The organism is Aliamphritea spongicola, assembly GCF_017051665.1.
Classification (GTDB): domain Bacteria; phylum Pseudomonadota; class Gammaproteobacteria; order Pseudomonadales; family Balneatricaceae; genus Amphritea; species Amphritea spongicola.
Genome location: NZ_JAFIDL010000007.1, coordinates 1 through 14,266 on the forward strand (window position 1 = coordinate 1; position 14,266 = coordinate 14,266).

General features: G+C 48.7%; 15 protein-coding genes, 1 other RNA gene and 1 pseudogene. 12 read left to right on the forward strand and 5 right to left on the reverse strand.

Annotated elements, in window-relative coordinates; translation table 11 throughout:
- Both JYB63_RS17600 and JYB63_RS17605 read left to right on the forward strand, forming a co-directional pair.
- Nucleotides 1-818, forward strand: a pseudogene (locus JYB63_RS17600) (hypothetical protein); the annotation flags it as partial.
- 12 nt (nt 819-830) lie between these two features.
- Nucleotides 831-1,514, forward strand: coding sequence for a hypothetical protein (locus JYB63_RS17605; RefSeq protein ID WP_205659228.1), 684 nt, complete (start codon nt 831-833; stop codon nt 1,512-1,514).
- A 106-nt stretch (nt 1,515-1,620) separates the two neighbouring features.
- On the opposite strand, the gene ssrA is transcribed toward JYB63_RS17605, so the two are convergent.
- Nucleotides 1,621-1,977: a transfer-messenger RNA gene (gene ssrA / locus JYB63_RS17610) on the reverse strand.
- A 121-nt stretch (nt 1,978-2,098) separates the two neighbouring features.
- A complete protein-coding gene (smpB, locus tag JYB63_RS17615) occupies nt 2,099-2,572 on the reverse strand; it encodes an SsrA-binding protein SmpB (protein ID WP_205659229.1) in 474 nt (157 codons plus the stop codon).
- Nucleotides 2,573-2,764: 192 nt separating this feature from the next.
- Between smpB and JYB63_RS17620 the strand changes: the two genes are divergently transcribed.
- Both JYB63_RS17620 and JYB63_RS17625 read left to right on the forward strand, forming a co-directional pair.
- Nucleotides 2,765-3,196 carry a type II toxin-antitoxin system RatA family toxin gene (locus JYB63_RS17620; RefSeq protein ID WP_205659230.1) on the forward strand — a complete coding sequence of 144 codons (432 nt, stop codon included), beginning with the start codon at nt 2,765-2,767 and terminating at the stop codon, nt 3,194-3,196.
- A gap of 45 nt (nt 3,197-3,241) precedes the next feature.
- Nucleotides 3,242-3,541, forward strand: a complete 300-nt coding sequence (locus tag JYB63_RS17625; RefSeq protein ID WP_205659231.1) for an RnfH family protein — start codon at nt 3,242-3,244, stop codon at nt 3,539-3,541.
- A 75-nt stretch (nt 3,542-3,616) separates the two neighbouring features.
- On the opposite strand, the gene JYB63_RS17630 is transcribed toward JYB63_RS17625, so the two are convergent.
- A complete protein-coding gene (locus JYB63_RS17630) occupies nt 3,617-3,964 on the reverse strand; it encodes an outer membrane protein assembly factor BamE (protein ID WP_205659232.1) in 348 nt (115 codons plus the stop codon).
- Between the two features lie 151 nt (nt 3,965-4,115).
- On the opposite strand from JYB63_RS17630, the gene fur reads away from it, so the two are divergent.
- A complete protein-coding gene (fur, locus tag JYB63_RS17635) occupies nt 4,116-4,538 on the forward strand; it encodes a ferric iron uptake transcriptional regulator (protein WP_205659233.1) in 423 nt (140 codons plus the stop codon).
- A 62-nt stretch (nt 4,539-4,600) separates the two neighbouring features.
- Here fur and recN read toward each other — a convergent pair whose 3' ends face one another.
- Nucleotides 4,601-6,277: a DNA repair protein RecN gene (gene recN / locus JYB63_RS17640; RefSeq protein ID WP_205659234.1), complete on the reverse strand. Its 1,677-nt coding sequence runs from the start codon at nt 6,275-6,277 to the stop codon at nt 4,601-4,603.
- A gap of 343 nt (nt 6,278-6,620) precedes the next feature.
- Between recN and grpE the strand changes: the two genes are divergently transcribed.
- The 7 genes from grpE to JYB63_RS17675 all read left to right on the forward strand — a co-directional run bounded on the left by grpE (nt 6,621) and on the right by JYB63_RS17675 (nt 13,680).
- Nucleotides 6,621-7,232, forward strand: coding sequence for a nucleotide exchange factor GrpE (grpE, locus tag JYB63_RS17645; RefSeq protein ID WP_205659235.1), 612 nt, complete (start codon nt 6,621-6,623; stop codon nt 7,230-7,232).
- Nucleotides 7,233-7,395: 163 nt separating this feature from the next.
- Nucleotides 7,396-9,318, forward strand: a complete 1,923-nt coding sequence (gene dnaK / locus JYB63_RS17650) for a molecular chaperone DnaK (protein ID WP_205659236.1) — start codon at nt 7,396-7,398, stop codon at nt 9,316-9,318.
- Between the two features lie 142 nt (nt 9,319-9,460).
- Nucleotides 9,461-10,600, forward strand: coding sequence for a molecular chaperone DnaJ (gene dnaJ, locus JYB63_RS17655; protein ID WP_205659237.1), 1,140 nt, complete (start codon nt 9,461-9,463; stop codon nt 10,598-10,600).
- Between the two features lie 112 nt (nt 10,601-10,712).
- Nucleotides 10,713-11,528 (forward strand): serine O-acetyltransferase, encoded by an 816-nt coding sequence (cysE, locus tag JYB63_RS17660; RefSeq protein ID WP_205659238.1) that lies wholly within the window; start codon nt 10,713-10,715, stop codon nt 11,526-11,528.
- Nucleotides 11,529-11,593: 65 nt separating this feature from the next.
- Entirely contained in the window at nt 11,594-12,397 is an 804-nt protein-coding gene (dapB, locus tag JYB63_RS17665) for a 4-hydroxy-tetrahydrodipicolinate reductase (RefSeq protein ID WP_205659239.1), read from the forward strand.
- A 79-nt stretch (nt 12,398-12,476) separates the two neighbouring features.
- Complete coding sequence (locus JYB63_RS17670; protein WP_205659240.1) at nt 12,477-12,788, forward strand: YqfO family protein; 312 nt, start codon at nt 12,477-12,479, stop codon at nt 12,786-12,788.
- Nucleotides 12,789-13,098: 310 nt separating this feature from the next.
- Entirely contained in the window at nt 13,099-13,680 is a 582-nt protein-coding gene (locus tag JYB63_RS17675; RefSeq protein WP_205659241.1) for a rhomboid family intramembrane serine protease, read from the forward strand.
- Here the strand turns inward: JYB63_RS17675 and JYB63_RS17680 are convergent.
- Nucleotides 13,672-14,235 carry an NUDIX hydrolase gene (locus tag JYB63_RS17680; protein WP_205659242.1) on the reverse strand — a complete coding sequence of 188 codons (564 nt, stop codon included), beginning with the start codon at nt 14,233-14,235 and terminating at the stop codon, nt 13,672-13,674. The genes JYB63_RS17675 and JYB63_RS17680 overlap by 9 nt on opposite strands.
- Nucleotides 14,236-14,266: the final 31 nt, after the last annotated feature.

Here is a 14,266-nt window from a genome sequence, read left to right on the forward strand (position 1 = left end):
TGGTCTCTGTGGACAGTTTATATAGCCCTGCAGGTGTCGCCATCCACTTAGCGTGTGACTATCAGGGCTGGGAACCTCCAAAACACTTCGTAGAGAAGATCACCTGCAGGTCGCGTAGAGTATCAGACCGCTCTGGCATCAGCGAGTTGAAACTAGACACTGATATCTGCACGGTTTACGGCCACGGCCAGTCCTACCTGTTTGGCGCTGCTTCAACGCTCCAGTTCGCCCTATATAACAAAAGCAAAGAAGCCCATTACTCGGACAAGCTCGACTACTTCAAAGACCGCTGGAACAGTAAAACCAGTGACTTTCTACAACCCTTGTACAACCCGGAAGAAACCGTCTGGCGGGCAGAAGTACGCTTCTCACACTCAGTAATCCACCAGTTCGCACTGGCAAACCAAACCACCATCAACACATATGCAGACGTCATTAAGCATCTGGGTGGCCTATGGACCTACGGCCTGAACAACTTCCGCTATGACTATAACTCCCGCTTTATCCATCCTGTTTGGACAGTATTTATGACTGAAGCTGGCTTTGATCAGTTCGAAACAGGCTTTGAGTATCGCAGAGAATATAAAAAGCCAGGTGTTGGCAATGAACGAAATGTCACCATCGCCCTGGGTAATCTGCTATCAATCTATGCTCGCAGAAAATTCCCTGCTCACTATGCCCTGAAGTGCATCAAACGTAGTGGCTTATATATTGATTTGATTGGATATCTACGAAGCAAAGGGTTGGATCGAGAGGATCTCATGCAGTACATTGAGGAGAGTTTGATACAGAGGCGTTTAGCGTCTAAGGCTGCTTAAAAGGAATTATTTATGGTGCAAACACAGGTCTTGTCTGTCCGAGATCCTCGCTGGTCGAATGAAGAAAGAAAAACGATAGATTGTTTCATTACTACGAACACCCTCAAAGAAGAAGTCCCTTTTACGGCATCACCTTATGATTCTGAGCTCCATGGAAGGGACGTTTTTTATCGTTGTATGAATGAAGAATTTGGTCCGATTGCTGAATCTAATAAGGTGGTTGAAGTGGAGGGGGAACCACCGGAGCTGCCTGAAAAATACATTACATTACAGCGATTCATTGAGTTTGCGAATAATGAGAATGCTAGTAAGTCACCAAGAGCGATTACTATGGTTTGGGGGGCATTCTTAGAAGAAGAGTTAATTAACAAATTAAAAGTATGGTATGAAGCTAATCCTGATGTTAATCCCCCTAAACGTTATATTTTTGAGCAAGTGATTGATAATGCTCAGCGAAAGGGAGTTATTAGCTCTACCGAACAAGCGAAATACCATGCTATCAGAGAGATCAGAAATAGGGCTGCTCATGATTGGGATTTCTCGATAGAGTCAGAAGGGGTCAAAAAACATTTGCTGTTCTTGTATGAGTCAGATCATAGCTCGACGTCTCAATACATAGAGGATTTAGGTTTTTTAATTTCAATGATTTATGCAGGGTCTTGTGGCTTTCTCGTGATGAAGTTAATCGATAGTTGATTCGATTATTAGTAATGTACAGGCAAAAAAAACCACCTATCGTGTGGACGATAAGTGGTCATTTTCAAGTTAGATATCTGTAACTCTTTGATATCTAAGCAGTATTTGGTGGAGGTGGCGGGTTTCGAACCCGCGTCCGCCAATCCTCTGCCTTCAGATCTACATGTTTAGACGCTTCTATTGGGTTAACCCATCACGGCCCGAAGGTCAGGGCGTTTAGGGCGAGCCTCTTTAGTTTTAACCGTTCAGCTTGAGACAAAGCATCCGGGCGATTCTATCTCAAATGACACTGCAAAATCTTAAGTTATAGACACCTTAAGCGCAGCGCTAGCGGGCTTATGCCGCTAGAGCGTAGTTATCGTCGTTTGCAACTATAACAATGTAGTAAGGGATTTACGTGATTCACTACACTCACGACATGCACCAAAGGGTTCGCAATCAGCGTCGAAGCCAAGTCACCCCCGGGGTGGGCTCATTATAATGATTTTTTTCCAAGAAGCAGCAATAAGTTACTGAGCAGAGAAAATTTTATTGAGGCATTAAAAAAGAGCCGTGTGGCTCTTTTTTATGTGTTGTAGCTCGTTTTAGCGTGCAGCCATCAGGCGCTGCTTCTGGCGATCCCAGTCACGGTTCTTTTCTGTATCCCGTTTGTCGTGGAGCTTTTTACCACGGGCCAGTGCGACCTCACATTTAACCTTGTTGTTCTTCCAGTACAGGCCCAGTGCAACGCAGGTGTAGCCTTTGGCCTGGGTGGCAGCAAACAGCTTTGAAATCTGTCTGGCGTGCATCAGAAGTTTCCGCGGTCGCGTCGGATCTGCGATTACGTGAGTACAGGCCGTTTTTAACGGAGTGAAATGAGCACCGATCAGCCAGGCTTCACCTTTGTCAAAAATAACATAGGATTCAACCAGTTGTGCGCGTCCGTCGCGAAGGCTTTTTACTTCCCATCCTGTTAATGCCAGGCCTGCCTCGATTTTTTCATCAATATGATATTCGTGACGGGCTTTTTTGTTTTGGCAGATGGTATTGCCGCTGGGTTTTGATTTCTTCTTTGCCATGGAGCGCGATTATATAGGGGTATGTGGGAAAAGCAATCTGGCGAAGTGGTGCTGCGGATCAGCTTTTCGTGGTGAAAGTGTGGTTAAAGTTGTAATTACGGAGCGAACCTCAGAAAATAGCGTCCCCTGTTTCAATTACTCTGTGTGTGGGATGCTTTAAGTGTAGCCATACAGAGGGTATTCGGAGAGATAATGACAAAGGTAGACCGTAGCGCTTTGGTTCTGCACACTGCTGAGCAGATGTTTGATCTGGTGAATGATGTAGCGGGTTATCCGGAGTTTTTGCCCTGGTGTACTGGCACAACCATTCATGAGGCGACTGATGATGTGATGCAAGCCAGTTTGCATGTGGCGAAAGCCGGTCTTAAATACAGTTTTACGACCAGAAACGAGCTACAGCGCCCCGGTGAAATACGTATATCACTGGTTGAAGGCCCTTTCTCGAAACTGGCAGGTGTGTGGGTATTTACTCCACTGAGCGATGAAGCGTGTAAAGTCAGTCTGAATCTTGAGTTTGATTTTTCCGGTAAGCTGGCCAGTATGGCGATGAGTAAGGTGTTTAACCAGATGGCGGCAACCATGGTTGATGCGTTTGTCAGCCGTGCCGATCAGGTTTATGTTTAATTTATTGCTGCGTTGTGCAGCATCAGGTATCAGGTTTTAAGCGGTATGATCAGTGTAGAAGTGGCATATGCCTTACCCCATGAGCAGAAGATTGTCAGCTTACAGGTACAGGATGACTGTTCCGCGTATGAAGCGGTGGTGCAGTCACGGATTGTAGAGATGTACCCTCAAATCGATATCGATAATGATCCGATGGGAATTTTTGGTAAGTCGATCCGTAATCCGAAGGATGTCATTCTGAAAGAAGGGCAGCGGGTAGAGATTTACCGGCCGCTGATTGCTGATCCTAAAGAAGCACGGGCGAAGCGGGCAGCAAAGGCTAAGGCAGAACAAGAAGCGGAATAAGTCTGCATCAGTAATGATCCACAAAAAAGCCAGCATTGTTTCCAGTGCTGGCTTTTTTGATGAAACGGGTCAGACTTACTGTGTGGCTTGTTTATCGCCGCCGGGCCTGAAGTTGCCGGCCAGACCTTTCAGGGTGCCGGTTTCTTTATCGAACTCCAGGGTCAGACGTTCGTTAGTGACAGAGCCGTCCGGATGCTTGTTGTTGTAAATGTAGTCCCAGCGGTATTTGTTAAACGGGTCTGTCAGAAGCGGCGTACCCATTACGTAACGTACCTGATTAATGGTCATGCCCGGGCGAAGCTGATCAACCATTTCCTGAGTGACGATGTTACCCTGAGGGATATCAATCTTGTAAACACCGGGAAATTCAGCGCAGCCGCTAAGGAAAATTGCGGTCAGAAGAGCAATATATAGTTTTTGCATAGGTAAATGACTTCCACTTTCGGGCATAAAATCAGATAATCAGTCTAGAACTTCTGAATGAGTTCAGTTGTTGTTATGAGACTGGGCTTATTCAAAAGTTCGGAAAAAATAAGTCTATCATCCGTTGCGGTCAACATCATAGAGAAAGATTATGTCACTTGAAAATCAAGAATTAAGAAAAGCAGGTCTGAAAGTTACTCTGCCCCGGATTAAAATTTATCAGATCCTTGAGAAAGCGGGTGAAAGCGATCATTTCAGTGCGGAAGATATCTACAAAATTCTGTTGGATCAGAGTGAAGATGTCGGTCTGGCAACCGTTTACCGGGTACTTACGCAGTTTGAAGCGGCCGGGTTGGTAAGCCGTCACCATTTTGAAGGTGGCCATTCAGTGTTCGAGTTGACCAAAGATGAGCAGCATGACCACATTGTTTGTGTAAAAAGTGGAATGATTAAAGAGTTTACCGATCCACGGTTAAATGAATTGCTAGACGAAATTGCCGAAAGTATGGGGTTCACTATTACCGACCGGACAGTTTATCTTTATGGTGTTCATAAGGATGCTAAAGATAAGTAAATCTTATCCACTTTAAAAAAAAACCGGCTGATTGCCGGTTTTTTTTGTATCTGTGCGGGGCTTCAGTGCGGGCGCTGAACGCCGAGCATTTCCCTTGCATGCTCGCGGGAAGTATTGGTTACATCGATTCCTCCCAGCATACGGGCAACCTCTTCGATGCGTTCGTCGGAACTAAGCGTGTTGATCTGCGTATGGGTGTGTTTTTTACCGGCCCGTTTGCTGACAAACAGATGCTGATGCCCCTGAGAAGCAACCTGCGGCTGGTGTGTTACACACAGTACCTGGCTGTGACCCCCAAGTTGACGTAACAGCCGGCCAACAACTTCTGCGATAGCGCCGCCGATACCTACATCCACTTCATCAAATATCAGCGACGGTGTGCTGGAGGATTTTGCGGTAATCACCTGAATGGCCAGGCTGATACGGGAAAGTTCACCACCAGATGCAATTTTGTGCAGTGAGCGTGCCGGTTGGCCCTTGTTGGTTGAAATCAGAAATTCAATTTCTTCCAGCCCGTTAGGGTTCGGTTGTCCGCTTTCATAAGCTGTGAGCTGAACATCGAGGTTGGCAGCAGGCATTCCCAGATCATGCAGTTGCTGGTTGACCTGCTTGGCCAGTTTCTTCGCTGTGCGTGCGCGGATATCGCTGAGACGCTGGGCCAGCTGTAAAAAGTCCTGATAGGCTGTGCCGACCTGTTCAGCCAGCGCATCCAGTTCCTGATCAGACATGGACAGGTCTGCCAGTTCCTGTTGCTGAGCAGCCAGGTGTTCGGTCAGTTCTTCCGGTGCGATACGGTGTTTGCGGGCCAGGTCAAAGAGTTTGCTAAGGCGTTCTTCAACGATTTGTTGGCGTTCAGGGTTAAGTTCGACACGGCCCAGATACTGATTCATTTCCTGACTGGCTTCTTCAATCTGAATCTGGGCGTTGGTCAGCATTTCCATGGTCTGCCGAATGGAAGGGGACTGAGCCTTCATGTTGCTGAGCAGGTGCTGACACTGGTTCAGTAAACTCAGGCAGTTGCCGCTATCGCTGTCCTGGGTGATCTGGAGTATGTGCTGGCCGGTCTGAATAATTTCGCCGGCGTTAGCCAGGGTTTGCTGTTCTTTTACCAGCGATTCGAATTCGCCTTCCTCAATTTGCAGGGTTTCCAGTTCTTCAACCTGATAGCTGAGCAACTGTACCCGGGCGGCTTGCTCTTCGTTTTGCTGGGATAAGGTTTTGTGTTTCTGGTCCAGTACGCGCCATTTTTTATGTTGCTGCCGGACTTGCTGTACCAGCCGGGCTTCTCCTGAAAATGCATCAAGCAGGTGCCTGTGATGGTCCTTTTTCAGCAACCGCTGATGTTCGTGCTGGCCGTGGATTTCAATTAAATATTCGCCCAGCTGGCGTACTTTGGCTATCGGACAGGCAGTACCGTTTATATAGCAGCGTGAGCGGCCTTCAGCGGTAACGACCCGGCGCAGGATGCACTGGTCATCCTGATTGAGTTCTTCGGTTATCAGCCAGTCCCGCGCAGCCGGAATATTGCTGATGTCGAAATCAGCAGTGATTTCTGCCCGTTCAGCACCGTTGCGGACGGTACCGCTGTCGGCACGGTTACCCAGTGCCAGCCCCAGTGCATCCAGCATGATTGATTTACCGGCACCTGTTTCACCACTAACGACGGTCATGCCGTTGTGCAGTTCTAAATCAAGTTGTTCAACAATTGCGTAATTACGAATATTTAACTGTGTCAGCATCTGTCTGGCCTCGGTCAAAGGTAACGCTATCTTTACGTACTGCTGTGTTTAATCAGGTGCCGCTGCTGTCGGCAAACTTAAGGGATGAATACTGTTTTACTGTACAGGCTGTGTTTTTGTACAGTGTTTTTTGTATTTTATAAGCCATTCATGTTTTCAGCGCAATATATTTTCGAAATTAGGGCTAAAAAAATACGTTTTTTAAACTTGAATCCCGGCTGTACAGCCCCATATATGTCAGCAACGCGATTTACCCCTGCAATTCAGATTGTCAGGCGTAAAGATTTCTTTTGTGAAGCAACGGCCAGATATACGTTGCAGGCAGAAATACTTGGAGATTCAGATGGCAGGTGAAGACAAAGTTCAGGCAGATGCAGCACAGCAGGAAAATCCGGCCGGTGGTGCAGAAGACGTTCTTGAAACGGTAGAAGGTGTTCTGGCGGATGAAGACGAGCTGCTGGACACTGCTGTTGAGGGAGATGCGGATATCACTGCTCTGCAGGCATCCGTAGCGACACTGGAAGCACAGGTTGCTGCGCTGAAGGATCAGGAATTACGCACTCAGGCAGACATGCAAAATGTACGTCGCCGTGCGGAAATGGATGTAGAGAAAGCGCATAAGTTTGCGCTGGAAAAATTCACCAACGAACTGTTGCCGGTCATGGACAGCCTGGAGCGTGCGATCGAAGCCAGCCAGTCTGATGATGAAGCGGTTAAAGCGTTGCGTGAAGGTGTTGAAATGACACTAAACATGTTTGTATCCGGTCTTGAGAAGTTCAAGGTTGAGCAGGTGAACCCTGTGGGTGATGCATTTAATCCGGAACTTCATCAGGCTATGTCTATGGTGCCGAACCCTGAAGTACCGGCTAATCACGTGATGGCAGTGATGCAGAAAGGTTACACCCTGCACGGGCGTCTGATTCGTCCGGCAATGGTGATTGTTTCTCAGGGCTAAAAGAGTCCTGCTGCGGTAACTGACCGCAGAAAAAGTTATAAAAGCCGCAAAAAAGATCCGGTTTTGGCTTGAAAGCATGAAAACCGGACATATATAGCAAGCAAAGGCTTTATTACAGAATTTACGCCCGTCATACCGGGCTCAGAAAGATTGGAGTTTTACAATGGGTAAAATCATCGGGATCGACTTAGGTACCACTAACTCATGCGTTGCTGTACTGGACGGTGAAAACACTAAAGTTATCGAAAACGCAGAAGGCGATCGCACCACTCCTTCCATCATCGCTTACACTGGCGAAGGTGAGACACTGGTAGGTCAGCCAGCTAAGCGTCAGGCGGTTACTAACCCGGACAACACTCTGTTCGCGATTAAGCGTCTGATTGGCCGTCGTTTTAAAGATGATGTTGTTCAGAAAGACATCAGCATGGTGCCATACAAGATTGTTGAAGCCGATAACGGTGATGCCTGGGTTCAGGTAAACGACAACAAGATGGCTGCACCACAGGTATCTGCAGAAGTTCTGAAGAAAATGAAGAAGACTGCAGAAGACTACCTGGGTGAGACTGTTGATGCAGCGGTTATCACAGTACCTGCTTACTTTAACGATGCGCAGCGTCAGGCAACTAAAGATGCCGGTAAGATCGCTGGTCTGGAAGTTAAACGTATCATCAACGAGCCAACTGCAGCAGCACTGGCGTACGGCATGGACAAGTCTAAAGGCGATAAGACCATTGCTGTATACGACCTGGGTGGTGGTACCTTTGATATCTCTATCATCGAGATTGCTGAAGTTGACGGCGAGCACCAGTTCGAAGTACTGGCAACCAACGGTGATACATTCCTGGGTGGTGAAGACTTTGACCTGCGTCTGATCGAATATCTTGCAGACGAATTCAAGAAAGAGTCCGGCATTGATCTGCACAACGACCCACTGGCGCTGCAGCGTCTGAAAGAAGGTGCTGAAAAAGCAAAAGTTGAATTGTCTTCAGCTCAGCAGACTGACGTGAACCTGCCGTACATCACTGCAGATGCAACCGGTCCTAAGCACCTGAACGTTAAAATTACCCGCGCTAAGCTGGAATCTCTGGTTGAAGAGCTGGTTGAGCGTTCACTGGAACCTTGCCGTATCGCACTGAAAGATGCTGATCTGTCTTCTTCTGAAATTGATGAAGTTATCCTGGTAGGCGGTCAGACCCGTATGCCAATGGTTCAGGAGAAAGTATCTGCGTTCTTTGGTAAGTCTCCGCGTAAAGATGTTAACCCGGATGAAGCAGTAGCAATGGGTGCTGCAATTCAGGGTGCGGTTCTGGCCGGTGACGTTAAAGACGTTCTGCTGCTGGACGTAACTCCACTGTCTCTGGGTATCGAAACTATGGGTGGCGTTGCTACTCCTGTTATCGACAAGAACACCACTATCCCGACTAAGAAGTCTCAGGTGTTCTCAACTGCAGATGACAATCAGACTGCTGTTACCATTCATGTGGTACAGGGTGAGCGTAAGCAGGCTAGCTCCAACAAATCTCTGGGCCGTTTTGACCTGGCTGATATCCCGCCGGCGCCTCGCGGTGTACCTCAGATCGAAGTAACTTTCGATATTGATGCCAACGGTATTCTGAACGTATCTGCGAAAGATAAAGCGACTGGTAAAGAGCAGTCTATCGTGATCAAGGCCTCTTCCGGTCTGAGTGATGACGAAATCGAACAAATGGTAAATGACGCCGAGGCAAATGCTGAGGAAGATAAGAAGTTCGAAGAGCTGGCTCAGGCGCGTAACCAGGGTGATGCGATGGTTCACTCTGCGAAGAAGACTCTGGAAGAAGCCGGTGATAAGGCAACTGAAGAAGAGAAAACTGCAATCAATGCTGCAGTAGAAGAGCTGGAAGAAGCGCTGAAAGGTGAAGATAAAGAAGCGATCGACACCAAAACAGCGGCGCTGACAGAAGCAATCTCCGGTCTGGCTCAGAAGATGTATGCTGAAGCCCAGGCTGCTGAAGGTGCTGAAGGCGGTGCTGAACAGGCACAGGCTGAGCCGGCTGATGATGCGGTTGATGCAGAATTTGAAGAAGTGAAAGACGACAAGAAATAAGTCGTTTCATCTGAACAGATGATGCTAAACAGACTCGGGTTGCCTGGCAGCCTGAGTCCGTCTTTATACAGCGCGGGCCGGTCCCGCGTTGTCGCGTTTTTAATACGTGCCAGCTGAGCACCGACGACAAGCGAAACAGATTATGTCGAAAAGAGATTTTTACGAAGTACTGGGTGTAGCCAAAGACGCCTCAGACCGGGATATCAAGAAAGCCTTCCGCCGAATGGCGATGAAGTATCACCCGGACCGTAACCCGGACGACAAAGAAGCAGAGGAAGCTTTCAAGGAAGTTAACGAAGCTTACGAAATACTGTCTGATCAGCAGAAAAAAGCCGCGTACGATCAGTACGGCCATGCGGGTGTTGATCCTAACGGCATGGGTGGCGGTGGCTTCGGCGGCGGTGCCGGTGGTTTCAGCGATGTATTCGGTGACGTATTCGGTGATATTTTCGGTGGCGCAGGTGGCGGTGGACGCCGTCGCAGTCATGTACAACGCGGTGCAGATTTGCGTTACACCATGGACCTGACGCTGGAAGAAGCAGTTAAGGGCTGTGAAAAAACCATTACTGTGCCGACACTTGTTGGCTGTAATACCTGTGATGGCAGCGGTGCTAAGCCAGGCACCAGTGCTAAAACCTGTGGTACCTGTGGCGGTGTTGGTCAGGTGCGGATGCAGCAGGGTTTCTTCTCTGTACAGCAAACTTGCCCGACCTGTCATGGTGAAGGTCAGGTAGTGTCTGATCCGTGTAACGATTGTCACGGTCAGGGCCGTATTGAAGAAACCAAGAAACTGTCGGTTAAGATTCCGGCGGGCGTTGATACCGGTGACCGTATCCGTCTGGCGGGTGAAGGTGAAGCCGGTACTCACGGTGGACCGTCCGGTGACCTGTTCGTCCAGATGAATGTTCGTGATCATGCTATTTTTGAACGTGACGGCAAACACCTGTTCTGCGAAGTGCCAATCAGCTTTATTGATGCTGCTTTAGGTGGTGAACTGGAAGTGCCGACGCTTGAGTCCCGCGTGAAGCTGAAGATTCCGGCAGAAACCCAGACAGGTAAGCTGTTCCGCCTGCGTGGTAAAGGAATCAAGCCGGTCCGCGGTGGTGCAGTGGGTGATCTGTTAGTGCGGGCGATCGTAGAAACGCCGGTTAACCTGAGTAACCGTCAGAAAGAGCTGTTGCGTGAATTTGAGTCCGCCATGGACGACAGCCAGCAGCATCATGCACCTAAGAAGACAGGTTTCTTCGACAGTGTGAAGAAGTTCTTCGAAGATATGACCTAAAATATAAACAGGGCCTGCAGGAATGCAGGCCCTGTTTAGCAAGAGATTGAAGGCTCCTGCGAGTATCTTAGCCCGGCAGGGGTGTCTGTAGCCGTCAGATAGAGAGCCTGTTATGAGTGATTGGCCAGTGGAACCGGATGCTTTATGGCAACTGATCCAGCAAGAAGCGCGCAAAGAAATTGAGCGCGAACCTTTCCTTTCCAGTTTTTTCCATGCCAGCATCATAGGTCACAAGAGCCTGTGTGCGGCGGTCAGCTATTTGCTGGCGAGCAAACTGTCAGATGATGTGATGCCAGCGGTTGCCCTGCGTGAACTGATTGATGAGGCATTACGGGCAGATCCGGGTATTCTTGAATCTATCTGTCAGGATATCGTCGCGGTGCGTACCCGTGATCCGGCAATTGAGCGTTTCACCATCGTACTGTTATATCTTAAAGGGTTTCATGCCCTGCAGTCTTACCGGATATCACACTGGATGTGGAATCAGGGACGCTATTCGATGGCGCTGTATATCCAGAGCCGTGTCAGCTCGGTGTTCCAGGTAGATATCCACCCGGCAGCCCGAATCGGTCACGGGGTGATGTTTGACCATGCCACCGGGATTGTGGTGGGTGAGACCTGTGTCATCGAAAATGATGTGTCCATCCTTCAGGGTGTTACTCTGGGCGGTACCGGTAAAGAGAGCGGTGACCGCCATCCTAAGATCCGTGAAGGTGTACTGATTGCCGCCGGGGCAAAAATCTTCGGTAATATCGAAGTGGGTAAAGGTGCCAAAGTTGGCGGTGGATCTGTAGTACTGGATGAAGTACCGGCTCACACCACGGTTGTAGGTGTACCTGCTAAAGTTGTTGGCCGTCCGGAAGTTGCCAAGCCGGCACTGGATATGGATCAGAATGTGCCTTGCGAACAGCCGTGCGCACCGGAATAAATACAGATCTGAATAATACATTTATACCGGCCTGCTTTCTGCGGGCCGTTTATCAGGATTAAAGCATGATTCGAGTAGCAGTTGCCGGTGCCGCCGGCCGGATGGGAAAGGCAAATATCCAGGCGGTGGAAGCCGCTGATGGAATGCAGTTAGGTGCGGCGATTGTAAGCCCGCAAAGCAGTCTGATTGGTGCAGATGCTGGTGAGCTGGCGGGTGTTGGCAAGCTGGGTGTTACCCTGTCCGGTTCGCTGGAAAGCGTAATTAATGACTTCGATGTGCTGATTGATTTCACCTCGCCTCAGGTGACGCTGCAGAACATGGCGCTTTGTGCTGAAAACGGCAAGCGTATTGTGATTGGTACTACCGGTCTAACACCTGAAGAGCGTGCCGAACTGGATAGTTATGCGGATAAAATGCCAGTGGTATTTGCCTCTAACATGAGTGTGGGCGTTAACCTGAGTTTCAAACTGTTAGCGATGGCAGCTAAAGTTCTGGGGGATGATTATGATGTTGAGATCATCGAAACCCATCACCATCATAAGGTGGATTCTCCGTCTGGTACTGCGCTGAGTATGGGGGAAGCTGTTGCCGGTGCGCTGGGGCGTGATTTACGTGAATGTGCGATTTATGGCCGTGAAGGTCAGGTAGGGGCGCGAACCCAAAAAGAAATTGGCTTCGCGACGGTCCGTGCCGGTGATGTAGTCGGTGATCATACTGTCATGTTTGCCAATGAGGGCGAGCGTTTTGAAATTACCCACAAAGCCAGTTCACGTATGACCTTTGCTAAAGGTGCTGTAAGGGCAGTAAGCTGGTTAAGTGAGCAGCCGAAAGGGGTGTACAGCATGCAGGATGTGCTGGATCTGAATTGATTTTGCATATGCTATTTTTGAAGAGCCCCGGTTTTACCGGGGCTTTTTTGTTTGAGGAAAGGATTAAAGGAGTTGGTCAGTGTATAAATTATGTTTTTTTGTACCTGAAGATAGTCTGGAAACAGTTAAAGAAGCGCTGTTTACTGCAGGTGCAGGCCGTATCGGGGATTATGACAATTGCTGCTGGCAGGTGTTGGGGCAGGGGCAGTTTCGACCGCTGGAAGGCAGTAATCCTCATATTGGCAGTGTGCACAAAGTGGAACGCCTGGCAGAGTGGAAGGTCGAATTGGTGTGTGAAGACAGTCTGATCAGCTCAGTGGTTGAGGAACTGAAGCGATCTCATCCTTATGAAGAAGTGGCTTACGAGGTGTATAAGCTGGCTGATTTCTGAGTCGGTCGTATAGCGGGTGGCAAGGGGCTTAGCGAGCCATTGGTGGCCGCTGTTTATAAAGTTCAGGAGGTTATGCACGTATTCTGTGAATAAACCTGTGTAATAGATTTGCATAAGGTTCTGATAAAGCTGCTAGCCTGTTGTTTTAGCTGAGTTATTTTTGCTTGTTCTTATTGTGTTCAGGTGGTGTGGCAAGGCAGTGGTTAAACATAAAATTATCCAGTTTTTCTGTGGATTAGCATGTGAATAACATCTTCATGACTTGCAGATAAAGGCTGTGGCCCAGTAATAGCGGGGGAGCGGTGAATTGGTGATAAAAAGATCAGCGCAGTTGAAATGGCTGGCAGGTTTCATTGCTCTGTTGTGGATTATTGAGGGTGTTAATCAGTTAACCGGTGGCGGTTTACGTTTATACGGATTAATCCCCAGGCATACAGAGCTCATGTATGGTGTGGTGACAGCGCCGTTTTTACACGGCAATGTTGAACACTTACTGGGCAACACTGTGCCGTTGGCACTGCTGGGTATTTTAATTATCCAGTTGCGGCCACTGGCTTTTGTAACCTGTTTTGTAATTCTGGTGAGCGGTCTGCTGGTGTGGATCTTTGGGAGGATGAGCATTCACATCGGTGCTTCCGGTGTAGTTATGGGCTACTGGGGATTTTTACTGAGCTATGGCCTGTTTACCCGTTCATTTAAGGCAGTTGCCTTCAGTCTGCTGACCATCCTGCTCTACGGCGGGCTGGTGTATACCCTGCTCGATTTTAGCCGTCAGGTGAGTTTTGAAGCCCATATCGCCGGTTTTATCAGCGGTATTCTCTGTGCCTGGTGGTTGGCGAAATTCAGGCCTCTGATCCGGCGTAAAAAACGGGGTGGTAAGGCTTCAGACTGAAGCCTTACTGAGCGGGCGTTTCGATGGTGCGTGTATTTCAAAGTGTCGCAGAGGGAAGCTCTGACTGCGTCTGTCTTCAAAGTAACAGCGCAATGCATTGGTGATACTCTGAAAGGCAATATCTTCCCAGGGCAGATCGGCTTCGCTGAACAGCTCAACTTCAAGGCTTTCTTCTCCGGCTGAGAAATCCAGATCATCCAGCGTTGCCAGGTAGATCATCTGCACATGGCTGATGTGAGTCATTGAGGTGAGGCTGTAAAGCTGGAGGTTGCTGACTCTGGCATTCGCTTCTTCCAATGTTTCTCTGCATGCTGCCTGTTCAGTGGATTCGTTGTTTTCCATGAATCCGGCGGGAAGTGTCCAGTAGCCGATTCTGGGCTCGATGGCCCGTTTGCACAGTAGCACCTTGTCTTCGAAAACCGGCAGGCAGCCGGCAATGATTTTAGGATTCGAGTAATGGATTTCAGCGCAACTGATACAGACATGACGTGGGCGGTTATCACCGGCCGGGACTTCAATGCGAACCTGTGCCCCGCAGCTGCTGCAAAATTTCATACTGGCTCCTGATATTCATGTTGGAGCAAAG